Annotated in this window: 26 protein-coding genes, 2 tRNA genes and 1 pseudogene; 19 read left to right on the top strand and 10 right to left on the bottom strand. The window is 40.9% G+C overall.

Annotated features, from left to right (window positions below; all coding sequences use genetic code 11):
- The first annotated feature begins 207 nt into the window (after window positions 1-207).
- The 6 genes from trxB (at window position 208) to H4683_RS09615 (ending at window position 4,982) form a co-directional block, all read left to right on the top strand.
- A complete protein-coding gene (trxB, locus tag H4683_RS09640) occupies window positions 208-1,158 on the top strand; it encodes a thioredoxin-disulfide reductase (RefSeq protein WP_192598637.1) in 951 nt (316 codons plus the stop codon).
- Window positions 1,159-1,358: 200 nt separating this feature from the next.
- Window positions 1,359-1,847, top strand: coding sequence for an NUDIX domain-containing protein (locus H4683_RS09635; protein WP_192598636.1), 489 nt, complete (start codon window positions 1,359-1,361; stop codon window positions 1,845-1,847).
- Window positions 1,837-2,727: an RNase adapter RapZ gene (rapZ, locus tag H4683_RS09630; protein WP_192598635.1), complete on the top strand. Its 891-nt coding sequence runs from the start codon at window positions 1,837-1,839 to the stop codon at window positions 2,725-2,727. Before H4683_RS09635 ends, rapZ begins: the two co-directional genes overlap by 11 nt.
- Window positions 2,699-3,709 (top strand): gluconeogenesis factor YvcK family protein, encoded by a 1,011-nt coding sequence (locus H4683_RS09625; protein WP_275403076.1) that lies wholly within the window; start codon window positions 2,699-2,701, stop codon window positions 3,707-3,709. The genes rapZ and H4683_RS09625 overlap by 29 nt, the downstream gene beginning before the upstream one ends.
- Window positions 3,710-3,740: 31 nt before the next feature.
- Entirely contained in the window at window positions 3,741-4,688 is a 948-nt protein-coding gene (gene whiA, locus H4683_RS09620; protein WP_192598634.1) for a DNA-binding protein WhiA, read from the top strand.
- Between the two features lie 36 nt (window positions 4,689-4,724).
- Window positions 4,725-4,982: an HPr family phosphocarrier protein gene (locus H4683_RS09615; RefSeq protein WP_192598633.1), complete on the top strand. Its 258-nt coding sequence runs from the start codon at window positions 4,725-4,727 to the stop codon at window positions 4,980-4,982.
- Window positions 4,983-5,142: 160 nt separating this feature from the next.
- Here H4683_RS09615 and H4683_RS09610 read toward each other — a convergent pair.
- Window positions 5,143-5,203 (bottom strand) — tRNA-Arg (locus H4683_RS09610).
- A 60-nt stretch (window positions 5,204-5,263) separates the two neighbouring features.
- On the opposite strand from H4683_RS09610, the gene H4683_RS09605 reads away from it, so the two are divergent.
- Entirely contained in the window at window positions 5,264-5,488 is a 225-nt protein-coding gene (locus H4683_RS09605; protein WP_192598632.1) for a hypothetical protein, read from the top strand.
- Between the two features lie 404 nt (window positions 5,489-5,892).
- Window positions 5,893-6,273, top strand: coding sequence for a hypothetical protein (locus H4683_RS09600; RefSeq protein ID WP_192598631.1), 381 nt, complete (start codon window positions 5,893-5,895; stop codon window positions 6,271-6,273).
- 789 nt (window positions 6,274-7,062) lie between these two features.
- Here the strand turns inward: H4683_RS09600 and H4683_RS09595 are convergent.
- The 9 genes and pseudogenes from H4683_RS09595 to H4683_RS09555 all read right to left on the bottom strand — a co-directional run bounded on the left by H4683_RS09595 (window position 7,063) and on the right by H4683_RS09555 (window position 13,453).
- Entirely contained in the window at window positions 7,063-7,677 is a 615-nt protein-coding gene (locus tag H4683_RS09595) for a PH domain-containing protein (protein ID WP_192598630.1), read from the bottom strand.
- A 623-nt stretch (window positions 7,678-8,300) separates the two neighbouring features.
- Window positions 8,301-9,532, bottom strand: a pseudogene (locus H4683_RS09590) (ISAzo13 family transposase).
- Window positions 9,533-9,836: 304 nt separating this feature from the next.
- Window positions 9,837-10,025, bottom strand: coding sequence for a hypothetical protein (locus H4683_RS09585; RefSeq protein WP_192598628.1), 189 nt, complete (start codon window positions 10,023-10,025; stop codon window positions 9,837-9,839).
- A 240-nt stretch (window positions 10,026-10,265) separates the two neighbouring features.
- Complete coding sequence (locus H4683_RS09580; RefSeq protein WP_192598627.1) at window positions 10,266-10,487, bottom strand: helix-turn-helix domain-containing protein; 222 nt, start codon at window positions 10,485-10,487, stop codon at window positions 10,266-10,268.
- Window positions 10,488-10,958: 471 nt separating this feature from the next.
- On the bottom strand, window positions 10,959-11,177 hold the full coding sequence (locus H4683_RS09575; protein WP_047683465.1) for a helix-turn-helix domain-containing protein: 219 nt from the start codon (window positions 11,175-11,177) through the stop codon (window positions 10,959-10,961).
- Window positions 11,178-11,187: 10 nt separating this feature from the next.
- Window positions 11,188-11,667 carry a DUF2975 domain-containing protein gene (locus H4683_RS09570; RefSeq protein WP_192598626.1) on the bottom strand — a complete coding sequence of 160 codons (480 nt, stop codon included), beginning with the start codon at window positions 11,665-11,667 and terminating at the stop codon, window positions 11,188-11,190.
- 10 nt (window positions 11,668-11,677) lie between these two features.
- Window positions 11,678-12,163: a DUF2975 domain-containing protein gene (locus H4683_RS09565; RefSeq protein WP_192598625.1), complete on the bottom strand. Its 486-nt coding sequence runs from the start codon at window positions 12,161-12,163 to the stop codon at window positions 11,678-11,680.
- A gap of 506 nt (window positions 12,164-12,669) precedes the next feature.
- Window positions 12,670-13,089: a tyrosine-type recombinase/integrase gene (locus tag H4683_RS22370; protein WP_476715139.1), complete on the bottom strand. Its 420-nt coding sequence runs from the start codon at window positions 13,087-13,089 to the stop codon at window positions 12,670-12,672.
- Between the two features lie 292 nt (window positions 13,090-13,381).
- A tRNA-Arg gene (locus tag H4683_RS09555) sits at window positions 13,382-13,453 on the bottom strand.
- 188 nt (window positions 13,454-13,641) lie between these two features.
- On the opposite strand from H4683_RS09555, the gene clpP reads away from it, so the two are divergent.
- The 11 genes from clpP to rnr all read left to right on the top strand — a co-directional run bounded on the left by clpP (window position 13,642) and on the right by rnr (window position 25,698).
- A complete protein-coding gene (clpP, locus tag H4683_RS09550; RefSeq protein WP_192598624.1) occupies window positions 13,642-14,250 on the top strand; it encodes an ATP-dependent Clp endopeptidase proteolytic subunit ClpP in 609 nt (202 codons plus the stop codon).
- Window positions 14,251-14,366: 116 nt separating this feature from the next.
- Window positions 14,367-14,594, top strand: a complete 228-nt coding sequence (locus H4683_RS09545) for a glutaredoxin family protein (RefSeq protein WP_192598623.1) — start codon at window positions 14,367-14,369, stop codon at window positions 14,592-14,594.
- Window positions 14,595-14,745: 151 nt separating this feature from the next.
- Window positions 14,746-15,771: a sugar-binding transcriptional regulator gene (locus H4683_RS09540; RefSeq protein WP_225942015.1), complete on the top strand. Its 1,026-nt coding sequence runs from the start codon at window positions 14,746-14,748 to the stop codon at window positions 15,769-15,771.
- A gap of 232 nt (window positions 15,772-16,003) precedes the next feature.
- Window positions 16,004-17,011, top strand: a complete 1,008-nt coding sequence (gene gap / locus H4683_RS09535) for a type I glyceraldehyde-3-phosphate dehydrogenase (protein ID WP_192598621.1) — start codon at window positions 16,004-16,006, stop codon at window positions 17,009-17,011.
- Window positions 17,012-17,146: 135 nt separating this feature from the next.
- Entirely contained in the window at window positions 17,147-18,328 is a 1,182-nt protein-coding gene (locus tag H4683_RS09530) for a phosphoglycerate kinase (protein ID WP_192598696.1), read from the top strand.
- Window positions 18,329-18,343: 15 nt separating this feature from the next.
- The gene (gene tpiA / locus H4683_RS09525; protein ID WP_192598620.1) at window positions 18,344-19,105 is read left to right on the top strand and encodes a triose-phosphate isomerase; all 762 of its coding nucleotides are present in this window, start codon (window positions 18,344-18,346) and stop codon (window positions 19,103-19,105) included.
- A complete protein-coding gene (gene gpmI / locus H4683_RS09520; protein WP_192598619.1) occupies window positions 19,098-20,618 on the top strand; it encodes a 2,3-bisphosphoglycerate-independent phosphoglycerate mutase in 1,521 nt (506 codons plus the stop codon). Before tpiA ends, gpmI begins: the two co-directional genes overlap by 8 nt.
- 206 nt (window positions 20,619-20,824) lie before the next feature.
- Window positions 20,825-22,120, top strand: coding sequence for a phosphopyruvate hydratase (eno, locus tag H4683_RS09515; protein WP_192598618.1), 1,296 nt, complete (start codon window positions 20,825-20,827; stop codon window positions 22,118-22,120).
- 173 nt (window positions 22,121-22,293) lie between these two features.
- Window positions 22,294-22,521, top strand: a complete 228-nt coding sequence (secG, locus tag H4683_RS09510; RefSeq protein ID WP_192598617.1) for a preprotein translocase subunit SecG — start codon at window positions 22,294-22,296, stop codon at window positions 22,519-22,521.
- Between the two features lie 64 nt (window positions 22,522-22,585).
- Window positions 22,586-23,332 carry an alpha/beta hydrolase gene (locus H4683_RS09505; protein WP_192598695.1) on the top strand — a complete coding sequence of 249 codons (747 nt, stop codon included), beginning with the start codon at window positions 22,586-22,588 and terminating at the stop codon, window positions 23,330-23,332.
- Window positions 23,333-23,370: 38 nt separating this feature from the next.
- Window positions 23,371-25,698: a ribonuclease R gene (gene rnr / locus H4683_RS09500; protein WP_192598616.1), complete on the top strand. Its 2,328-nt coding sequence runs from the start codon at window positions 23,371-23,373 to the stop codon at window positions 25,696-25,698.
- Window positions 25,699-25,803 lie beyond the last annotated feature (105 nt).

The raw sequence follows: 25,803 nt of genomic DNA, 5'->3' as shown, positions 1-25,803 counted from the left end.
TTTCTTTATTGTCTAGCTCCAGGCGCCAGCCGCTCGGGTCGCTTCAGTCTTGAAGATAAAGGCAAAAAGCGCCTTTATTTTCAAGCCTTCCAGCGCCTGTCGCGTCTTTCAGGCGCCTTGCGCTTTTCTTTATAAGCAGAAAGGTTGAACGTGGGTCTGGAATCTTATACGATTTATTGTGTAAACGTTGTGGAGGAGGAAATTCGCATGACAACAGAGAAAATCTACGATGTCATAATTATTGGTGCTGGTCCTGCGGGGATGACAGCTGCTGTATACACTTCCCGTGGGAATCTATCTACTTTGATGCTGGAACGTGGAGTTCCGGGTGGACAAATGGCAAATACGGAAGAAATTGAAAATTACCCCGGATTTGAAACAATATTGGGTCCAGACTTATCGACAAAAATGTTTGAACATGCGAAGAAGTTCGGTGCTGAATATGCATACGGTGACGTAACAGATATTATCGACGGTGAAAGGTACAAAACAATCGTCGTCGGCGATAAAGAATATAAAGCACGGGCAATTATCATTACTACGGGCGCTGAATATCGTAAAATGGGAATCCCAGGCGAAGCCGAACTTACTGGCCGGGGTGTCAGCTATTGTGCGGTATGTGATGGTGCATTTTTCCGGAAAAAAGAAATCGTTGTCATTGGCGGAGGCGACTCTGCAATTGAAGAGGGATCGTATTTGACACGCTTTGCAGATAAAGTGACGGTTATTCATCGCCGGAAAGAGTTGCGTGCTCAAAAAATCATTCAGGACAGAGCGTTCGCGAATGAAAAAATTGAATTCATATGGAATTCTACTGTAAAAGAAGTGAATGAAAGCAACGGAAAAGTTGGCTCAGTAACACTTGTGTCAACTGTAGATGGTTCAGAAAAAGAATTCAAAACGGATGGCATGTTTGTCTATATCGGAATGGATCCATTGACGGCTCCATTCAAAAAGCTAGGAATTCTTGACGAAAATGGTTATATTGCGACAAATGACATCATGGAAACAACTGTGCCGGGCATCTATGCTGCAGGAGATGTACGTGAGAAGTTATTACGCCAAGTTGTAACAGCGACAGGGGACGGTAGTATAGCAGCACAAGCAGTACAGAAATATGTTGAGGAACTGATGGAGAAACTAGGCGCTGAAGTTTAATATAACCTTAATGTGAATGTAACAGAAATGAAATAAGATTAGGGTATAGTAAAACTATCAATTGCCCCCCCTTTTGATAAATAAACTTTAAAAGGCTGTTCGCTGGTACTATCCGGTGAATGGCCTCCTTTTTTTTGTCGTTTCACAATGGTACGATGTATAATATGTTTATACGCTCAAAAAAAAGTGAGGATGTATAAATGCAAAGAATAGCAAATTTACTCATTGTTAAAGACAATCATGTTTTATTATTAAAAAAGCCTCGCCGTGATTGGTATGTAGCTCCTGGAGGAAAGATGAATCCAGGCGAATCAATTTATAATGCTGCAATTAGGGAATTCGCAGAGGAAACTGGTGCGAAACCAATTAACCCACATTTAAAAGGTGTCTACTCAATGGTGATTACAGACAATACTGGAAAGAAGGTGAAAGATGAATGGATGCTCTATACATTCATCGCCTTAGACATTTCAGGTACCCCGTTTGAAACAACGGTTGAGGGAGTACTTGAGTGGCATCCAATAGAAAGTCTACACTTCCTTCCAATGGCAGAAGGAGATCGGACGAATTTATTGTTTGCCGTCTCACAACCAGGCATGCAATATGGTACATTCTTTTATACGGAAGAATTTAAATTATTGAAAGAAGAGATCCAGAATTCTATGGAAGGTGATGGATATGATAGATAATGAAACCGTAGTTAACGATGTGGAACTAGTTATCATAACAGGAATGTCCGGTGCAGGTAGGACAGTTGCGATGCAAAGTTTTGAAGATCTTGGATTTTATTGTATCGATAATCTTCCGCCTGAGTTACTGGTCACATTTCTTGATTTGATGATGAAGTCTGAAAATCAGATGAGGCGAATTGCGGCTGTCATGGATACACGAGGTGGCGATCTTTTCGATTCGTTGATAGGTGCACTAGACGAATTATTGCATACAGTAGGTGTATCATATCAGATCCTATTCCTTGAAGCAGACGACAAGACGCTTGTTCGCAGATATAAGGAATCAAGACGCTCTCATCCGCTTTCTGAAGGTGGATTACCACTGGCTGGTATTCGGAAAGAAAGGCTTCTATTATCTGAATTGAAAGGCCGATCACGTTCAATTTACAATACATCAAGTCTAAAGCCGAAAGAACTACGAGAAAAGATTATATCCGAATTTTCATCCAATGGCGATTCAGGATTTACGGTGAACTTTATTTCATTCGGATTTAAACATGGAATGCCCATCGATGCAGATGTCGTCTTTGATGTACGTTTCCTACCCAATCCTTTTTATGTTCAGGAATTAAAATCGAAGACTGGACTAGAAAAGGAAGTGTATGATTATGTACTTAAATGGAAAGATACACAGATTCTAATCGATAAATTGACTGATTTGTTCAAATTCATCCTTCCGCAATATAAGAATGAGGGGAAATCACAAGTTGTCATTGCATTTGGCTGTACTGGGGGACAACATCGTTCTGTGACTCTTGCTAGGTTTTTTGGTGAGCGTTTCAAGGATGAATACAGGACATTCATTACCCATGGAGATATTGAAAAAAGAAAGGGATGACGCTATGCTGCAATCTGGGAAGCTTAAAAAGATTGTCGTCTTCGGTGGAGGAACCGGGTTGTCTACGTTGTTAAGAGGGTTGAAAATTCATTCAGTGGACTTAACAGCGGTTGTCACCGTAGCCGACGATGGAGGAAGCTCTGGCAGGCTTCTGGACGAGTATGACATCCCCCCCCCTGGAGATGTCCGAAAAGTGATGGCAGCGCTTTCAGATGTCGAACCGCTTATTGAAAAGATGTTTGAATATCGTTTTTCGACGTCAGAAGATTTGAAAGGCCATTCGCTTGGCAATTTGATGTTGGCGGCTCTTACAGATATTACGGGGGATTTCGCCCGTGCTGTTGAACAAATGAGTCGTATTCTGAATATCAAAGGAAAGGTGTTACCAGCTGCAAACCAAAGAATTACATTACACGCCGAACTTGAAGATGGAACAATCATAACTGGGGAGTCTAAAATTCCGGTTTATGGTCGTAAAATTAGGAAAGTATACCTTTCGCCTCAGGAGGTGGAACCATTACCTGAAACTGTCGAGACAATACTGGCTGCAGATCTTATTATTTTTGGACCGGGTAGCTTATATACAAGCATATTGCCGACAATATTAGTTCCAGCAATTCGTGAAGCAGTATTGGCATGTAAAGCTAAAAAGGTGTATATTAGCAATCTGACAACACAAGCAGGTGAAACGTACCGATATACCGCATCGGAACATGTCCAAGCTTTGTATGATCACGCTGGGGAAGCATTTATTGATACGGTATTATTAAACGGATTAGATATTTCTACATTGCTTGGGAGTTCAGGACAAATGGAATCACCTTGGCCTGTAGAAAATGATTTAGAAGCATTGGGGAAACTAGTGCCTCATATTGTGGTAAAGGATATTGCGTCCGTTGTCGAGGGTAGTGCGTTGCATAACTCAGAGAAAGTGGCCGAATGGCTCATTGAATATATGGGAAATGCGATAGAAGCGGGATAGACGTGATCGTCGCCGGGAAAGGGGGAGCATCATGTCTTTTGCATCGGAAACAAAGAAAGAATTGACACAGATAGAAGCGAACGACTGCTGTACGAAGTCGGAAGTCGCGGCATTTATCAGGATGAATGGTGCGCTGTCCTTTTCAAACAAGCAGTTGAGCCTTGATGTACAAACAGAGAACGCAGCAATTGCCAGGCGCCTCTATTCGAATTTAAAGCGGCTTTATCCCTATAAAGTGGAACTTCTCGTTAGGAAGAAGATGCGTCTGAAAAAAAATAACGTTTATATTTGTCGGATTCGGGATGGTGCAAAGCCTCTTCTTGAAGACTTGTACATACTGACAGGCACATTCCAATTTAAAAATGAAATTTCAAAGGAAATCGTGAAGAAGAAATGTTGTCAGCGTGCTTATTTACGTGGAGCATTTTTGGCAGGAGGTTCGGTCAATAATCCAGAAACTTCTTCCTATCATCTTGAAATATTTTCGATTTACAAAGAGCATAGTGAAGCCCTCGTTGAATTGATGGATAAATACCATCTGAATGGAAAGTCAATTGAGAGAAAAAAAGGGTATATTGCTTATTTGAAGGAAGCAGAGAAAATAGCGGACTATCTCAATCTTATCGGGGCACATGTTTCTCTGATGAAGTTTGAGGATGTACGGATTATACGGGATATGAGAAATAGTGTAAATAGACTTGTGAATTGTGAAACAGCAAATCTGAATAAGACAATTGGTGCGGCACAACGACAAGTTGAAAATATAAAACTTATTGAGAAAACGATTGGACTTGACCAATTACCGGATAGACTACAGGAAATCGCTAGCCTTCGGGTGGAAAATCAGGATATCACGTTGAAGGAACTCGGAGAATTAGTTTCAGGTGGTACAGTAAGTAAATCGGGTGTTAACCATCGCTTGAGAAAAATTGAGGAGATTGCTGATAATTTGCGTGCGGGTGGAATGAGTAGTCGGTAAATCGATTACTATAAAAAGAGAGGAGTTGGTTATGGAATGGCAGAACGAATAGTTGAAGTGAAGATGAAAACTGGTTTGCAAGCAAGACAAGCAGCACTCTTCGTCCAAAAAGCGAATCGCTTTACGGCGGATCTGTTTTTGAAAAAAGAGGAACGCCAAGTAAATGCAAAAAGTATCATGGGAATTATGAGTCTTGCGATTGCTCGTGGAACGATTGTTACATTGATTGCAGAAGGAATTGATGAAGAACAGGCACTAGAGTCTCTTGCTTTACTCGTTGAAGATGCAAATTGAATGAAAATCGGACCGTTTCTCGCTGTTTATCGGCTGATGGAGACGGTTTTTCATTTTTTTAACACACTAAAAAATATTGAAAAATGCCCATAAGAATAATCTCATGGGCAAATATGACCTATTTACTTTTGGAAACCCTGATAAATAAAGGTTTGTACGCCCTCGGCGAGAATCGAACTCACATTTTAAGCTTCGGAGGCTCACGTGCTATCCGTTGCACCCTTGGAAGGGTAATGCGGTTCAATTCGCTTGGTGTCGGCTCTCAGGGCGGTTCAGTACGATTGCAATACGTGGTAATCCAGTCATTGCGTAATTCCATCGTAATGTATTCGGTTCGTGACGTCAATATTGAAATTCGATTACTGTACGAATTGTATACCGTAACGTCGCATCTGGCTGTGTTCAATCAAACTGATACAATGTCCGTTGAATACGATTACACGGGTACTTACGCTTGCTGTGTGAGTACTGAACATCGTCATCAAACTTTAGCCTATCATTCATAACAAGGTATAGTAGTCCGTTCAAGAACTTGAAGTTTTCACAGATATACTAATGCAGATAGTTGTACAAAACGTAATCGTTAAGGTGTACACCATTGCTTGCTTATATAGAACTTTAGATTCCAGAAGATTCAATACCCATAAACTTAAGACGTTTTTTCTGTTCCTTCTTTAACTAAAGCCTCCGTTGGTTGAATAAGCACATACTTTATCCAGATAAGGTAACAATACAATTAATTAGATAAAGTCCTAAAGAGGTGTATTGAAAAAAATAAAAAAGATGTTAATCGTTGTTATACTATCCCTTGTTCTCATTACTTCTATTCAAACAACAATCGTTTCATCAGTTGGACCAACTCAGGACTCTCAAACAGGAAAAGCATATGCGATTCAGAGAGTTGTAACATGTGTTAAATCAAGTACATGACCCTTATAGAAGATACGAAGAAGTGTCAGTTGAATCCATTAATGATGCAGTCAAAAAACTTGTAAAAATGGAGACAAAAGGAAATGAAATTACTGTTTTAACTGGTAAAAAGAAATACTTAATAGACTTTTTGAAATTTGGTTATCAATCTTCTGATGGTCCTCCTGGAATAGGCTCAATAGAAGATTATAAGCCTGAGAATGGTGTTCTTTATGGCTATACAACTGTGTTTGTAACTATTCCCGAGGCAAGTATAGGTAGTCTGAAGGTTAAGTATGGTCGGGATGGAAAAATGTATAAAGCTGAATCCGTTACTTTTAAGAAAGCAGAACCATTTAAACCATCAAGTGATTATCACTAAGGTATTAACGTGGTGAACAATTCGAACCTATTGTTCGTTAATGAATTACGATACTAATGAGCAAATAAAAAGCAGAGGAGTGGTATCCATCTGTTTTTTATTTACTTATTTACCTTCGAAATCATCCAATTATTGAATCCTAGCCTTTTAATCTTAATGCTGACTAAACATTTCTGTAATTTCATTATATCCTTGTTCAACAATCCTTCACCGTTAGTTGAAGAGGAATCTGAAGTACTCATCGTATTGAGTCCATCCTTTTAAGTTGTGACTACGCTATTAGAACATTAGGATTAATACGATAGAGTACTGTCGATATCATGATTTGAGTGATCTCAGTACGACTAGTAAGATTGTAGACGCAAAAAAGCCGAGCATCTTTCAGCACGACTCCCTCAATATTTCGTTCAACTATTGTACCATTCATTTAGATACTTCTAGGAGGTAGACATCGACACAGTTAATAGTATTATTCGTAGAAGTGGAGAAGAGTTATCTTCAGATGGATTCAGTTTGTATAAGCGTGAAGAGGTCTTGAACTTCTAAACCAACAGCCTGTTAGTTTAGAATCCCTAAAAGGGAAAACTATAGTTACTTTTGAAGGTCGTAGCGAAGTATTAGTAGCCTGTCCAGAAGTGACCCCTAAAAAGGGGTGGTTCTAATTTGTAAATCTACACTTTGAAAATTTTTCGCCTCCAACAGGAAAGGTCCCAAGTTCCAAAACAATCTGTTTCAGAACCTGGGACCCCACACTTTTCTAAAGAATATAATGTACAACTAGCTTATAAGTTAATTGTTAATATATTTCTCAAACACATCACCAAAGTCTTTAATTTTGTATTGGTCACGGGCAGCCGTTAACCAGGAGAAACCAAACTCGGTCAATTGTTTATACTGGTCGGCTAGCTGGATGTCAGACAGACGTGCGTTATGCAACACTGTTACAGCTTTATCAAGACTTCCATTCGCTAACTCTAACAGGATATTGTTGTCGTGGACTTTTTCCGAAATATAAGATAATGCTTTGTACAGATCAATCAATTGGGCAAGTTGCTTTTTATCAACGTCAATGCTGAACGATTGATTGCCTAAGGAGAACTTGATTTCAACATCCAAATCCACTTTTCCCGCCGTTTCCAAAAACACATCGGTAATTTGATTTTGCGAATACGAATAGCGTTTTAGCAAGCGCTTCGAAGATATAGCTTTCTCTCCATCGACGTGAATAAATGCAATGTTCGTAAAGCAATATTCATCCACTTTTGTCTTGATTAAAAAATAAATCTTTTCATTCTCTTCATTTCGAATATAATCATCCGCATCCGTTTTATCATAATCTTCTGGACCGATGATTTTACCGATATCCGACAAGCCTAAAACGTCTGATGCAAATTTTTTCAACATATGCCCCGCCCCTTCTCTCTACTTAAATTCTTCCACCTGTATTATATAACATTTCATGAGATAAATGTAAGAACCTCTATTCAAACTGTTAAGTAATTACCACAATTCTTCCCCTGTGAACTTCTCTCACCTTGTCTGGTAACATTGAAGATTGATTACTTGCGAATCTAACTTAGTGTAGCCTGTCCATTACTCTCGATTTCGGTAACAGTCAAACGGTAACAACACTAACATGCTACAACCCTTGCTATCATTACATTTGGGAGACTATTACATACGTTACCGTTTAAGTACAGTCTACCGATAACGCTCAATTCATAATTTGTCTACTCTCATAGAAAGTAATAAAAACCCTATAGACAAACACTATTCTGATTTCGGTTGATGTAATATTAAAAAACCCCAAGTATAGTAGCATTACTAACCTCTATGATATAGTAGTATTATTACTAAATCACAGTATTAGGCATATCAAAAGAAATAACGGATCAACATCCAGTACTTTCCCAACAAGAAACTCAAAAAGATCTTTTCATTGTATTTGGACGACTATTATTATACAAAAATGGTAACGAATTTGCTCATTATCGCTAAAATGAACATAGCTTCCCCTTACCCCAAAATCAGCTTCCAATACTATTTTTTCCATATAAACCACCTTTTCTTATAGTTTCCGGATCTATTGTCACAAACCACTTTTCTATTCCTGCTGCCCGCTCGATTAGCTCTTCATAGTGATTATGATGCTTTTTTCAACCTTTACTCCAGTTTCATACACGTTGTCTGATAAGCTGACAGTCGGGTTTTTCCCCTTCCAAGTCATACTTTTCGCAAAACCCAGAACAGCATCCATTGAATCCAGAATAGCACCATTCCAATGTTGTTCTAAGCGTCCCCAAGTTCTTTCTACAGGATTATATTTACTGTGGTAAGGAGGATAATACGCTAAAATGACTTTGACATGATGCTTGGCCGCAAACTCGATGAGCCGCTTCATGAATTGTGTTCTGCGACTGCTATTTTCGGGTCCATTATCCGCATTGATGATGAGCGTGTCTTTTATGTGTAAGTAGTGTTTACACCAATAAGCCTCAATACAATCCACCATAAAATCCGCTATTGCCTTCGTTTCTGTCAATACAAGTTCAAGGTGGTCACGCATTAAATCTAGTATTCCAAAGGGAGTTACATAGTCGCCTCCAAAATCATGATCATTCGCTTTTACTAGGTTTCTACTTTTACCACCTCTTGAGAAATTGCCGATTTTTACCCGATCTTTCGTATCAATCGAGATTCTGACTAGATTGTCTTTGTCTTTATTCGCATCATGTACTTTTTTTAGATGTTCAAAGATTTCATCTGTTTCTGCTATTTTTTTGAGTGGTTTCGCTTTTTGTACTTTTTGAAGACGGTAGCCCAGTTTGTTGATCTTATTGTTCAATGTTTGGTTAACGGGTAACTCATCATCGGTATAGCCTTTTTGTTCAATAAGTTGCTTACGTACTTCACGAACGGTCATCCTAGTAAAAAGCCTAGTGGTTCCAAAGTCAGGATCTGTCTGACTTTGAGTGTCAATGACGTCTGTTATATCTGTTAGTAAATTGGGGAGTTTGACTTCCACTCTGTTTCGTCCTCGGGCATTAAAGGCGTCCACAATGGAGATGCCTCTTAACTCAAATCGACCTTTTCGAATTGTATTCCGACTAACGGTAAACTCTTTGGCAACAATCGATTGACCTCCCTTTCCCAGGGCTTTAGCTATTTCAGCAAGTGCTTTTCGTTTGTCGGAACCTTTCAATTTATGGATAGTTTCTATAAAAATAGCTTTGCATTTACCGAAATATGTAGGTATCATAGTATTCATATCCTTTGTTATGTTTTTTGTTAGTGTTGTTATTAACAATTAAAACATATTTCAAGGGATATTTTTTATTTATATATCTTGAACTTATAATTTATCTGTAATCTTCAGCGAAGGAGTCTACTGGGGTAGCCGAAGCGATAAGACAAAGAGGAGGGATGCAGTTCAATCCCTCCCCGATAATGGTTTTCTATCAGGCTTATCGCGGGAGGTATCCCCAAGCGCCGTAGCGGATTCAATGGCATTCTTTAGTTCAACATATATAGTTGAAATTGGTTCGTTATTTTTTTGGTAATGCCTAAAACTCTTTCGAGTTCCCGACTTTTACCGATTTAGGGATGCCGAGTTCTTCGAGCTTTTGAATAATCTCTGACGTCTGGGTTTTCCCTTTTTTAGTCGCTAATCTAATATCTGCGAAGCTTAACGCCTTACCGTCATTGATAAGCTTGCCTCCGTTATTCATACGCATGAAACTAATGAGACGCATAAGGAATCCGGCGTCCTTAAGAGTGAGCTCGGTGCTAATCGTTCTAAGTTCATCGATATATGCTGCGACGAACGATTTCCCCCGGTCTTTGAAACGCTGCTTTTCCTTGTTGATCTCGATAGCTGCGATCTATTGGGGAGTCTGGATGCGTCCCTATACGAGCTCGCCCGTTTCTCTGTCGATGTACTCTCGCATATTCGTTGCTGCTGCTCGGTTTGTTGTCATTCTAAATCGCTCCCTTTATTTTTCTTTTAGATGTTCGATCATATCTGCGAGTTCTTTGATGTCCTTCTCGGTTAACCGAAAAGCGTACATAATCTTCGATGCTGTTCGTTTGGTTAGCAGGGCATTTCCAGTCTCAATTTTTTGTAAGAGACTTTTAGAGACGCCGACTTTCTCGGCAAATTCTATCTGATCGAGATTGCCCAATTGACGGATCGCTCGCATAGTTTTGACGTTCATTTGCGTACCTCCTAAATTGATAATTTTTAGCACTCACTGCATAAAAAAAAGTGATCGAGTTCTCGGGCACTTCTCTCGTTATGGATAGCGATAACCACATGACAACGCAGTGAGCGAACTGCTGATGAGAAGACGACTTGATGAAGCCCTCCCTCAATTTTGATAAGCCTTATTCTGATTCATTTCGGTACATGAAATTAAGAAAAGAACCGACGTTGCCGACGGTCCCAAAAAATCAGAAAGGAAGGTACATAGTTGACAAAGTTTATTCTGCGAGAGAGATGTGACGAATATCTCCGTCTAACCTTATAGGGGCTAAAGCCCTTTTGTTTGTGTATGAAACGCAATTCTTTTATAAAAAGGCTATGTTAAACCTTAATGTTGTTTTTGCCCCAAAAGAAAACCGCCCTTTGAAAAGGCGGTTAATATAACTATCGTTACGCGTTAGTTATATAAATTAGTTGTCTGTTTTTATTGAGTGTCTTCGTCGCTTTTGTACTCCAAAATATCTCCAGGCTGACATTCTAAAGCCTTACAAATCGCCTCTAAAGTTGATAATCGAATCGCTTTTGCCTTTCCATTTTTCAATATAGAAAGGTTAGCCATTGTTATTCCAACACTCTCTGAAAGTGCTGTTACGCTCATTTTTCTTTTAGCTAACATCACATCAATATTGATTATAATCGCCATGTTATTCACCTCAGATTGTCAAATCATTTTCTGATTTTATGTTAATCGCTTCTTGTAGAAGCCGTTGGAGTATAGCAGCAAAAACGGCGATAACCAACGAAGCAAAAATGATGATGAGTCCCATTAATCCAATAGGAGGGTCAACTTCCTTTGCTATAAAACGAAAGAGTGGCAAACCTAATACATACAAACCACTGATTGTAATCGCACAGCACTTTATGTTCTTTAACGTCTTTACAGATAATTCCGAGAACGCTGCGTTCTCGTCAATGTACCGTAAAAGATTGAAAGCCTGATAGAGAGCAAAGTAAAAAGGCACAGTCGCTCCATACATCACGATGAAAACGAGATATTTCATTAGGGCAATATTTGGATACAATTTTGCTGCGAAATTCGCCATATGGGGCACTAAAAATATACATAAAGCAAGAACCGGTAGTCCAATAATAAAAACAGCTATTTTTAAAAACAATGTTGTGACTTCTCTCAAAATAAACACCTCACATTTTTATTTCATTTTTTTCTAGGAAATTTTTAATTGGTTTTTGAAGAACACTTACAAAAGTTGCAACGGTACTTGTCACTAAAATACCCATTAGACTTAATGATATAGGACCTGCTGCATCATCTCCTGTGACTTTAGCAAGTACCATTAAGCTTACTATTCCTAACAGAATGAGGAAAATGACTGTAAAAGCACATTTTTTTATGACTTTCAAAGATTTAAGGGATAAATCAGAGAAAGCATTGTTTTTTTCGATATAGGTTAGTAGTTTAAATGCTTGATACAACGCAACAGAAAACGTAATACAGAATCCATATGTACATACTAAAAAGGAGATTAGGAAGTAAGCCGTATCTGGATGTACCTTTGCATCTTTAATGGCTATCTCAGGCAACCAAAAGATACATAAAGCAAACATCGCAATTCCAATCAGAAAAATAATTACCTTTAAGAAGGTGGTTGAACCTTGTTTAACATTCATTTAAAGCACCTCACTGATTTATTGATAAAATGAATTTAACACATTTTTTATCGTTATACAATAAATTAATACCGTTTTTTACTATATTATTATTGTATCCTTTTAATTTTGATAAAAATAAAAAGCATTTCTCATTACAAAGAAATGCTCTTACTTTAAAATGCTAAATTCACAACTTGTTCAACAAAACTGCCCGTTAGTTCAGCGAGAAGAAACTGTTCGGAATATTCTATTATCGACAATAAAATTTAACATAGCCTATAAAAAAATACCGCAAGCATGGACGGGATCTATCGGTATGTGATCGGTTTTTCCCTCGGATTCGGGATCGGCAGCCGCTTTCTCTCTGTTTACATTTTCCTTCCGATGTAAACTGAACCGAAAAAACCGGACGTAGAGTCCCATCTGAACCGAAAAAACCGGACGCTTCAAAAGTGCCTCTAAGCCTTACGGCTCTAAGGCTCAACCGCATTCCGATTCGAGATACACTCTTATTCTTATACAGACTACCTTTCGCCTCCGGCTCCAGTGGTTACACGGACCAATATGCGATCCGAGCCGAGAAAGGTGCGTGTATTTAAACGACCGTAATCGGGCGCATCTAATAGACGTTTAATTTGACGCTTAGAAAATGTTGCACCAACCTCGTGTCGTTGTTTTAGCTGTTGCACGCCATCGAAAGGATTTGCGTTTATATAATCTTTGCGTATGCAAAAATTGAAGTACGTCCTACCCGCACGAAGGCGAGAGTTAATCGTACTCGTTGCACGCCCTATGCCGAGTAGATATTCTATAAAGTTTTCGATGTCTAAAGTTTTAATCTTTCGCACATCCGTGAGCGGGGCATTTACTCCCGCAAGCCCACGATCTATCTGTTTGAGTTCTTTTTCGTAGAACTTAACTGTTTCGGGAGATAGACCTTTAATGTAGCAATGTTTTAAAAATTCCTCAGAGGCGTCGTAATAATTAGAAGTTTTTATTTCATCACGGGATGATGTTTCGATAAGTTGCTTAGATAAAGCGGTGGTGACGGAATTTCTGCGTTTAATGGCGGGACCCTCCTTTGCTTTTTCTCAAGGAACGGTTTGTACTGCGTGGTATTTCTTCGTGGTATTATTGACGTTAAAGCATCGTCTGAAATTCTCCATAAAAAAATGTCCCCACGCTATAAAAAGCGTAGAGACACGGTATACTTAAACATATTACGATAAAATAAAATGCCCTCGGCGAGAATCGAACTCACATTTTAAGCTTCGGAGGCTCACGTGCTATCCGTTGCACCACGAGGGCAGGATGTCAAACTTTTTTTGTAGCAGACAAGATTCATTATACTAATGTAATCGAACGAAAGCAATAGTTATTTTGAAAGCGTTATATTTGACCTTTGTTGACCATACTATGTATGATAAAGTTATAGTTGAAACGAAAGTATATTTCAACAGACTGACACTACTATCCACCTTGAAGGAGGAAATGGAATGAATTTAATACCTACAGTAATTGAACAAACGAGCCGGGGTGAGCGTGCGTATGATATTTATTCCCGTCTTTTGAAAGACCGAATCATCATGCTCGGTAGCGGAATCGATGATAACGTTTCAAACTCAATCGTTGCCCAACTACTATTCTTAGCAGCAGAAGATCCTGAAAAAGATATTTCGATTTATATCAATAGCCCAGGAGGAAGCATCACTGCTGGGATGGCTATTTTTGATACGATGCAATTCATCAAACCTGATATCCAAACAATTTGTATCGGTATGGCTGCATCAATGGGCGCATTCCTACTAGCAGCAGGTACAAAGGGGAAACGTTGTGCACTCCCTAACGCGGAAGTGATGATTCACCAACCATTAGGCGGCGCACAGGGGCAAGCGACAGAAATTGAAATCGCTGCTAAACGAATTCTCTTCCTTCGCGACAAGTTAAATTCTATCCTTTCAGAACGTACTGGTCAGCCGGTTGAAGTTATCGCAAAAGATACAGAGCGCGACAATTTCATGACTGCTGAACGTGCAAAAGAGTACGGAATGATTGATCACATTTTCACACGTAGTGATATGAAAGAACAAGTAGATAAAAAATAATGAAAAACGAACCGACCTTTCATAATAAGGTCGGTTTTTTGATGACGAAAATGTTGTATGATAGTCCAGTTTTCATTTATACTGAAGTAATAAAAATAATCAAGAGGTGTTTGTGAATGCATGTGTTATTTTATACGAAGTCAGGCTGTCATCTTTGTGACGAAGCTAAATTGATGTTGCAACTCGCACAGGAGGATGTCGCACTTACTTGGACCGAAATCAATATTGAAGATGATGATGACAGCCATGAGAAATACATGCTAATGATTCCAGTTATCGAAAAAGATGGCGAAGTATTGCTTCATGGATCTATCGGTTATGTCGATGTTCTGGAACTATTCTGAAAAACCAATGGACTTTATTTGTAAAATTAAAGAAGAGAGTATATAATGGTAGTAGGAATCAGATATATTTTTTTGCATTAGGTGGGACGTTGATTGATATAGAGGGACGTTTGTAGACCCAACGAACGAAAGGGGGCAACCATTGGACCCAATGATAGAAGCACAAAGGAAGCTCGTACCTGAAATGATGGAACTCATGGAGCAAAGGTATCGCGTACTGAATATCGTAAAAATGGCAGGACCAATTGGAAGACGCCCACTCGGTCAGACGGCAGGTTTATCGGAGCGAGAAACTCGTACGATGATGGATGCCCTCCGAAGTCAGAATCTTATCCGGGTTGCGAAAGAAGGAACTTCGATTACGACTGAGGGAGATGTGGTCCTAAGCACTCTTGAATCAGCTATGGAAGACTGGTCAGGTCGTGCGGCTATTGCCAAGAAATTAACTCAATTCCTTGGCATTCGCGCAGTCAAAGTGGTTACCGGGAATTGTGATATGGATTCTACGGCAAAAAGTTTACTTGGCTTGGAGGCGGCAAATCAATTCATAGCTGAAATTGGCAAGGGGAAAATAGTTGCCGTCACCGGAGGAAGCACAATTGCATCAATCCCGCCCTATATTGTAAAGAATGACGACATGCGGGAGCTGCTATTTATCGCTGCAAGGGGTGGAGTCGGAGATGAAATTGGATTGCAAGCGAATGTTATTGCAGCCTCCTTCGCAGATGCTTGTAGCGGAACATATAATACATTTTATTACCCAGAATCGTTGAGATTGGAAGCTCATGAAGCTTTTAGAAAAGAACCTTCAGTCCTGAAAATGCTTGAACTATACGATAAAACTGACTGTGTCCTACATGGAATCGGGGATGCCCAGACGATGGCCCTAATACGTAGCTCAACAGAAAAGAAACAGCTTATGCTTCAAGAGTGTGGAGCGCAAGGGGAAGCGTTCGGTTACTACTTCGATAAGAATGGAAATGCTGTTCACCGTATTCGAACGATTGGAATTCAGACGAATCAACTTGAACGAATTCCACTAATCATCGCAGTTGCAGGAGGAAGCAGTAAAACTGAAGCAATCCTCTCTTATATGGCAAGCGCACCGAAACAGACCATTCTAGTAACAGATGAAGGCGCTGCAATTGAAATGCTGAATAGATTTCTAAATATATAGAAGTGCTACCGATGATAACAACCGCCCTTAGCAACAAGCAATTGAGGGTATTAATTAACTTTATTCAGCACAAGTTCAACCCCTTGCTGAATAAAGTTATAGCCTCCGGCGGATGCCATAGATTTTGAAAGAAGTCAATTGGGCAAGCTCAATTCAAAATTCGGGCGCAAAAACGTCGAGGCGTGTTTGATAAAAAAATCTACATACTAATTTATCTTCGGAGGGAAAACAAATGACATTGAAAATGGCGATTAACGGATTTGGACGAATAGGACGAATCGTATTCCGCGAGGCAATGAAATCAGACGAAATCGAAATCGTGGCAGTCAATGATTTGACTGACGCAGCAATGCTCGCACATCTACTGAAGTACGATTCAGTACACGGCATATTTGATGCTGAAGTAACTTCAGATGGAGAATATCTTGTTGTCAACGGGAAAAAAGTAAAGGTGTATGCAGAGAAAGATCCTGTAGTTCTACCATGGAGAGAACTCGAAGTTGATGTTGTCATCGATTCGACAGGCGTATTCCGCGATAAAGAGCAGTTGAGCAAGCATCTTGAAGCCGGAGCGAAAAAAGTAATCTTGTCAGCGCCTGCTAAAGGTGAGTTGACAACACTCGTAATGGGTGTGAATCATGAACAATACAATCCTGAGGAAGATGACATCATTTCAAATGCATCTTGTACGACAAACTGCCTTGCACCAGTTGTGAAAGTACTTCATGAACAATTCGGCGTAAAACGTGGTCTGATGACAACAATTCATTCTTACACGAATGATCAACGTATCTTGGACTTACCACATGAAGATTACAGACGTGCACGTGCAGCTGCAGAATCCATGATTCCGACAACGACAGGCGCTGCATCGGCAGTGACAAAAGTTATTCCTGAGTTGAAAGGGAAATTGGATGGTATGGCAGTCCGTGTTCCGACACCAAACGTTTCACTCGTCGATTTCGTCGCTGAACTGGAGAAAGATGTGACAGTTGAACAAGTAAACGCAGCACTCAAAAAAGCTTCTGAAAATGAATTGAAAGACATCTTGGTATACACTGAATTACCGCTCGTCTCAAAAGATTACAACGGCAATATTTCCTCGTCCACAGTGGACGGCTTATCAACAATGGTGATAGGGGATAATATGGTGAAAGTTATTTCATGGTACGACAATGAATCGGCTTACTCGGCACGTTGTATCGATTTGGCGTTGTATATGTACCATAAAGGACTATAAACTAAATCTTAAATCGTTATAAACAGTTAAATCTAGCCACAAACAAAAATACCCCTTATAATGTAGATGGGTGTGAGGGACGGGGAAACCCCGTTCCTCCTTTTTAATTTTACTTGGAGGTGGGCATGTTTCATGATGTCAAAAAAGACGATGAAAGATATGCAGCTTGAGGGGAAACGTGTATTTTGCCGGGTGGATTTCAATGTGCCGATGGAAGACGGGAAAGTGACGGATGATACGAGAATCCGGGCGGCAATTCCGACAATCGACTACTTAACGAACCACGGTGCGAAAGTCATTCTTGCAAGCCATCTTGGCCGTCCGAAAGGCGAAGTGAACGAAGATATGCGGCTCACTGCTACGGGGGAAAAACTTGCGGAACTCATTGGTAAATCCGTAACGAAACTTGATACGTCGATTGGTGATGAAGTGAAGCAAGCTATTTCGACGATGGAGAATGGCGATATCGTGCTGCTTGAAAATGTCAGATTCCATGCCGGAGAAGAAAAAAACGATCCGGAATTGGCAAAGGAATTTGCAGCTTTGGCGGACCTATTCATCAATGATGCTTTTGGCGCGGCACACCGTGCACATGCTTCTACTGCTGGCATCGCAGCATATATTCCGGCAGTCTCAGGCCTACTGCTTGAAAAAGAACTTGATGTTCTTGGAAAAGCGCTAACAGAACCTGAACGTCCATTCACTGCCATTATCGGTGGTGCGAAAGTAAAAGATAAAATCGGAGTGATCGACCATCTATTAGATAAAGTCGATAACTTACTTATCGGAGGCGGGCTTTCTTATACATTTTCGAAAGCGCAAGGCTACGAAACTGGTAATTCGCTAGTAGAAGAAGATAAAATTGAGTTAGCAAAATCATTCATTACGAAAGCAAAAGAAAAAGGCGTTAACTTATACCTGCCAGTTGATGCGATCGTAGCGGATGAATTCTCCAAAGATGCAAAGACGAAAACTGTGTCAATCAATTCAATTCCTAAAGGATGGATGGGTCTTGATATTGGTCCGGAAACGGCTGAACTGTATGCCAATGTGATTAAAAATTCTAAACTAATCATCTGGAACGGACCGATGGGTGTGTTCGAGATGGAGTCATTCGCCGCTGGTACGAAACGTGTTGCGGAGGCAATGGCGGAAACACAAGCTTATACAGTCATCGGAGGCGGGGATTCTGCTGCGGCCGTTGAAAAATTTGGTGTCGGAGACAAAATGGATCATATCTCTACTGGCGGAGGAGCTTCCCTTGAATTCATGGAAGGAAAAGACCTGCCAGGCGTCACAGCGTTGAAAGATAAATGAGTGGAGGGAAAAGATTTGCGTAAACGTATCCTTGCAGGGAACTGGAAAATGTATAAGACAGCGGAAGAAGCGAAAAGCTTTATGGAAGAAGTGTTAAGCAAAGTGCCGGTTTCAGAAAATGTGGAAGTGGTCATTTGCCCACCTTCTTTGTACCTTTCTGAACTTGCACAGCTTACAAAGGATTCCTCTGTTGGCATTGGCGCGCAAACGATGCATGATGTTAAAGAGGGAGCCTTCACAGGTGAAATCAGTTCAGCGATGCTGTCGAATAGCGGTGTAAATTATGTAATCCTTGGCCATTCCGAGCGCAGGCAATATTTCAATGAAAGCGACGAATCCGTCAACCGTAAAGTCCATGCCGCATTCGAATACGATTTAACACCCATCGTTTGTGTGGGGGAATCCCTCGAAGAACGGGAAAATGGTAAAACGGGGGATAAAGTGGCCGGTCAAGTGAAGAAAGCATTCGAAGGAATCAGTCAAGACCTTGCACCAAAAGCGGTCATTGCGTATGAACCGATTTGGGCAATTGGAACTGGGAAAACTGCTACTGCGGAAGATGCGAATGAAGTATGCGGTGCAATCCGTACAACAATCGGTGACTTATATGACGAAAAAATTGCCGGTGAAATCCGTATCCAGTATGGCGGCAGCGTCAAACCGGACAATATTGAAGAACTCTTATCGATGCAACATATCGATGGCGCACTTGTCGGAGGGGCAAGCTTAGAACCTAAATCATTTTTGAAATTGGTCGAGGCTTGTGCACATGAGTAAAGGACCCGTGGCATTAATTATTTTGGATGGTTTCGGTCTTCGAGATGAGAATTTCGGAAATGCAGTCGCACAGTCGAACAAGCCGAATTACGATATTCTGTGGAACAACTTCCCGCATTCTACTTTAACCGCTTGTGGAGAAGCTGTCGGTCTTCCAGAGGGACAAATGGGCAATTCGGAAGTAGGTCATTTGAATATCGGAGCAGGTCGGATTGTCTATCAAAGCCTGACACGCATCAATAAATCCATCAGAGAAGCCGATTTTTTTGACAATGAAACATTACTCAATGCAGTTGCACATGCCAAAGAACACGGCTCTGCACTTCATCTGATGGGATTATTTTCTGATGGCGGGGTACATAGCCATTATGAGCATTTGTTTGCGCTTCTTCGTCTTGCGAAAATGAACGGGGTTGACAAAGTATACGTTCATGCATTTCTTGACGGACGAGATGTTCGACCTCAATCTGCCCTTGATTATATTGAAAAGACCGAAGCGGTTATGCAGGAAATTGGTGTCGGTAAATTTGCAAGTATTTCAGGGCGCTATTATGCGATGGACCGGGACAAGCGTTGGGATCGTGTGGAAAAAGCGTACCGTGCGATTGTGGACGGCACTGCCCTTACCGCAGTAACTCCAACAGCCGGCATTCTTGCATCATACGAGCAAGGTGTACATGATGAATTCGTTTTACCTTTCATCATTGAGGAACTAGGAAAACCCGTCGCAACAGTTGAAGATGAGGATGCCGTTGTGTTTTTTAATTTCCGACCAGATAGGGCAATTCAGCTATCACGCACGTTCACTGATAATACATTTAAAGACTTTGATACGAAAAAGTTCACAGATTTGAAATTTGTAACGTTCACACATTATAGTGACGAAGTCGTTGCAGACGTTGTCTATGCAAATGAAAACCTTAAAAATACGCTCGGTGAAGTCATTTCAGATAACGGATTAAAACAACTCCGAATTGCGGAAACTGAGAAGTATCCACATGTCACTTTTTTCATGAGTGGCGGTAGGGAAGAGAAGTTTGAAGGTGAAGAGCGAATCTTGATAGCCTCTCCAAAAGTGGCAACATACGATTTGAAACCCGAGATGAGTGCATACGAAGTGACCGAAGCGCTTGTAGAAGGCATCGAAGCGGAACGCTATGATGCAATCATCCTCAATTTTGCGAATCCGGATATGGTTGGGCATAGCGGGATGCTGGAGCCGACCATCAAGGCGATTGAAACGGTCGATTTCTGTCTTGGAAAAATCATCGACGCCATTCATGCGAAAGGCGGTTCAGCGATTGTCACAGCAGACCATGGTAATGCTGATGAAGTGACGACGGTGGAAGGTTCTCCGATGACGGCGCATACAACAAACCCTGTTCCCGTCATTGTGACGAAACCGGGCGTCGTGCTGCGGGACGGAGGCAAACTCGCTGATCTTGCACCGACAATGTTGAAATTGCTAGAACTTGAACAACCAGATGCTATGACTGGAACATCACTATTTTAACTTCATTCAGCAGAAGTCTCCTATTGGAATAAGTGGTGAGATGAATGCAAAGTGTGTGGACAATTCAGTGGGGATTCAAATCCCTGCTGAATAAAGTTAAAGCCTCCGGCGGATGCCACAGATTTTTCAAAGGAATTTATCGAGCAAGCTCGATAAAAATCCGGGCGCAAATACGCCGAGGCATATTTGATAAAGGGGAGAAAAACATGCCAATCATTACACTTATCCAAGCAAGAGAAGTACTTGATTCACGTGGGAATCCGACAGTTGAGGTTGAAGTATTTACTGAAAGTGGTGCGTTTGGTCGTGCTATCGTTCCATCTGGAGCTTCCACAGGTGAATATGAAGCCGTAGAACTACGAGATGGCGATGAAAATCGTTATTTAGGTAAAGGAGTATTGAAAGCGGTAGAACACGTCAACGATGTCATTGCCGATGAATTAGAAGAAGTCTATTCTGTCCTCGATCAACTAGCGATCGACAAAGCACTCATTGAACTTGATGGTACTGCCAATAAAGGGAAACTAGGTGCCAATGCAATTCTTGGCGTTTCGATTGCCGTTGCACATGCTGCTGCTGATTATCTGGACATTCCGCTTTACCAGTACCTTGGCGGCGTAAATGCGAAGCAATTGCCTGTCCCGATGATGAATATTTTAAATGGCGGCGAGCACGCGGATAATAACGTAGATATTCAAGAATTCATGGTCATGCCGGTAGGTGCTGAATCGTTCCGCCACGGTCTTCGTATGGGAACCGAAATCTTTCATAGCTTGAAAGCGGTGCTCCACTCAAAAGGTTTGAACACATCTGTTGGAGATGAAGGCGGATTCGCTCCAAACCTTTCATCGAATGAAGAAGCATTGTCTACAATCATCGAAGCAATCGAAAAAGCAGGCTATAAGCCAGGCGAAGAAGTACTCCTTGCGATGGATGTTGCCGCATCTGAGATTTTCAATAAAGAAGATGGCAAATATCATCTTACAGGCGAAGGCATCGTCAAGACATCCGAAGAAATGGTTAATTGGTATGAAGAGCTTTGCAACAAATATCCAATTATCTCAATCGAAGACGGTTTGGACGAAAACGACTGGGCGGGTCATAAATTATTGACGGAACGCTTAGGTAAAAAAATTCAACTTGTCGGTGACGACTTATTTGTAACAAACACAGAGAAATTGGCACGGGGAATAGAAGAAGGTGTCGGCAACTCGATCTTGATCAAGGTAAACCAAATCGGTACATTGACGGAAACGTTCGATGCGATTGAAATGGCAAAACGTGCGGGTTATACGGCCGTTATCTCCCACCGTTCAGGTGAATCAGAAGATACAACAATCGCCGATATCGCGGTTGCAACAAATGCAGGTCAAATTAAAACAGGTGCACCTTCACGCACCGACCGTGTTGCAAAATACAATCAGTTGCTCCGTATCGAAGATCAGCTAGATGACACGTCTGAGTATTTTGGTATCAAAACATTTTATAACTTGAAAAAATAATTGTTCTAATAAAGAAGAAACCTTGTCATTTAAGGGTTTCTTCTTTATTTTCATTCATTTGAAATAGAGAATTGATGTCAACTGGTCTAAATTCAGAATAATAGGTTGTAACAGTAGCTTGACTTTGGTAAAATAGAACTGTTGTGAAGTTCGTATTCAGGAGGTGGAACAAAATGCACGCTTTACTGATGACACTGCTAGTTATCGTAGCACTATCATTGATCGTTGTTGTTTTATTGCAATCTGGGAAAAGTGCAGGTCTTTCAGGAGCCATCTCTGGTGGAGCTGAACAACTTTTTGGTAAACAAAAAGCGCGTGGACTTGATCTCGTACTTCAACGAGTTACAGTCGTACTTTCCGTTTTGTTTTTCATATTGGCAGTAGCCATCATGAAAGTATAACTTAATAACTAACAAACGCCTGACCACCGCATGGTCGGGCGTTTTTTGTAGGAGGATGAAAAGAATGAGAGTTGCTCAACCAAAACCATTCTTTTTTGAAAAAGGGAGGCGTGCAGTCTTGCTTCTTCATGGATTCACTGGAACTTCGGCAGACGTCCGCATGCTCGGGCGCTTTCTTGAAAAGAAGGGTTATACATCGCTTGCACCTCATTATAGAGGTCATGGCGTTCCGGCGGAAGAATTGATACATACTGGCCCCGAAGAGTGGTGGGAAGATGTACTTGATGGATATAATCGACTAAAAGACGCTGGGTACGATGAAATCGCAGTGGCGGGATTATCACTTGGAGGCGTATTTTCACTGAAAATAGGGTATAACAAACCTGTGAAGGGTATTGTTACGATGTGTGCACCAATGTCCATGAGAACGACGGACCAAATGTTTGAAGGAGTACTAAAATACGCTGGCGAATATAAGAAATATGAAGGAAAAAGCAATGAAGAAATTGAACAGGAAGTACAGGCACTAAAACAGCAAACCATGCCTTCCCTAAAAGACCTTAGAACATTCATCTATGATGTACGTGATCACATCGATCATATCTATGCACCGCTATTTGTTGTGCAGGGATCACTAGATGATGTCATCGATCCTGATTCTGCAAACATTATTTATGACACGATTGAATCAGCAGACAAACAAATGAAATGGTATGAAAAGTCGGGACATGTCATCACACTCGGGCCAGAAAAAGAGAAACTTCATGAGGATATTTTTGAATTTCTAGAATCGCTTGATTGGAACGTGTGAAAAATAGAACAAATGAACATGCTAACTATAAAGGAGAGATGCAATTGGATAATTTCGAGAAAGAGATGCAGCAGAAATTGCTGTCTCTTATGAAAGAGGAATCTTACAAACCACAAACCGTGCAGGAAATTCAGGAAATGATGGGCATGGAGCAAGCTGCAGAATTCAAGGAACTTGTGAAAATGCTCGTTCAGCTTGAGCAAAAAGGCCAAATTATCCGGTCAAGAACGAATCGTTACGGCGTACCTGAGCGCATGAACCTTGTTCGTGGGAAATTCATAGGCCATGCAAAAGGATTCGGTTTCGTTGCTCCAGAAATGGAAGGCATGGACGACATATTCATCCCACCGCATGAAGTGAATGGTACGATGAACGGCGATATTGTCCTTGTGCGTGTTACGGGCACCTCATCAGGTGATAGACGTGAAGGTACAGTTACTCGCGTTGTTGAACGGAAAACGACAAAAGTTGTTGGTTCCTATCAAGACAACAAAGGATTCGGGTTCGTTATTCCTGATGATAAAAAACTTCCGATGGATATTTTCATTGGAAAAGGCGATTCACTTAATGCGGTGGACGGCCATAAAGTCGTCGTTGAAATAACGGAATGGCCGAGTGATTTAAAATCCGCAACAGGCATGGTGTCTCAAATACTTGGTCATAAAAATGATCCAGGCGTAGATATTCTTTCCATCATCCATAAGCACGGAATCGAAGTCGAATTCCCGAAAGAAGTACTGGATCAGGCAAATAATATTCCTGATGAAGTACAGGAGAAAGATCTATTCAAACGACGTGATTTACGTGAAGAGATAACCTTTACGATTGACGGTGCAGATGCGAAAGACTTAGATGATGCAGTGTCGGTTGTTAAAAATGACAATGGCACGTATACACTGTCTGTTCACATTTCCGACGTCAGTTATTATGTTCAGGAAAATACGCCATTGGATGCGGAAGCCTATGATCGAGGGACAAGCGTTTATTTGACGGATCGTGTTATCCCGATGTTGCCACATAAACTATCGAACGGGATTTGTTCATTGAACCCTGGCGTGGATAGGTTGACATTGTCATGTCAAATGACAATCAATGAAAGCGGAAAAGTAATTAATCATGAAATTTTTGAAAGTGTCATTCGCACGAACGAACGTATGACATACACGGATGTCTATAAAATCATCGAAGAAAAAGATGAAGAGCTAATTGAAAAGTACGCAGCTATCGTTCCGATGATCAACGAGATGGGAGAACTTGCGGCGATATTGAAACAGAAAAGGATCGACCGCGGAGCAATCGATTTCGATTTCAAGGAATCAAAAATTCTTGTAAATGAAGAAGGATGGCCGACAGATATCGTCATCAGAGAGCGTACTGTTGCGGAACGTCTCATCGAGGAGTTCATGCTTGCAGCGAACGAAACGATTGCGGAACACTTCCATTGGCTACAAGTACCGTTCATCTACCGAATCCATGAAGATCCGAAAGCTGAAAAATTACAACGCTTCTTTGAATTCTTGACTAATTTCGGTGTTATCGTGAAAGGGACAGGCAATAAAGTCCATCCACGTGCATTGCAAGAAATCGTCGAATCCATCGCGGGGTTACCAGAAGAGACCGTTATTTCAACAATGCTTCTGCGTTCGATGCAACAGGCGAAGTATTTCGACGAGAGTCTAGGTCATTTTGGTTTATCAACTGAGTTCTATACACATTTCACCTCACCAATTCGCCGTTATCCCGACTTGATTGTTCATCGTTTGATACGTACGTATCTACTCGAAAAAGACGTTTCTGCACAGACGATTGCGCACTGGAGTGCACGCTTATCCGAAATCGCAGAACATACTTCAGAACGGGAACGACGCGCAGTTGAAGCTGAACGTGATACGGAGTCGCTGAAAAAAGCACAATTCATGCTTGATAAAATCGGTGAAGAATTCGAAGGTGTTATTTCATCCGTTACGAATTTCGGACTGTTCATCGAATTGGAAAATACGATTGAAGGCCTAGTTCACGTCAGTTACATGAATGATGATTATTATCGTTTCGATGATCGTCAAATGATAATGATTGGCGAACATACTGGCAAGCAGTTCCGATTGGGCGATGAAGTGACAGTGAAAGTTGTAGCCGTTAAACCAGAAGAATCGGCAATCGATTTTGAAATTGTCGGCATGAAACAATCATTCCACCGTACCCGGAAAGAAAGTCCGAAAGTCATCCATGCAAAAAAGAAAGATGGAGACAAGAAGACTGGTGACAAATCAGCTGATAAAAAGAAAACGGGCACATATAATAAAAAGAAGAAGTTCTATGAAAGTGTAGCGAAGAATCAGAAGCCTAAACCTAAAAAGAAAAAATAAATTGAGGGCGGCGAGTACCGCCCACGGTTTTCAACTTTATTCATCAGGAGTTCAAACCTTTGCTGAATAAAGTTAAAGCCTCCGGCGGATGCCACGGATTTTGAA

Origin of the sequence: Sporosarcina limicola, from assembly GCF_014873855.1 — a bacterium.
In the GTDB taxonomy this organism is placed as follows: Bacteria; Bacillota; Bacilli; order Bacillales_A; family Planococcaceae; genus Sporosarcina; species Sporosarcina limicola.
The sequence above is the reverse complement of the archived record's forward strand: the minus strand, read 5'-3'. Positions and strand labels throughout refer to the sequence as shown.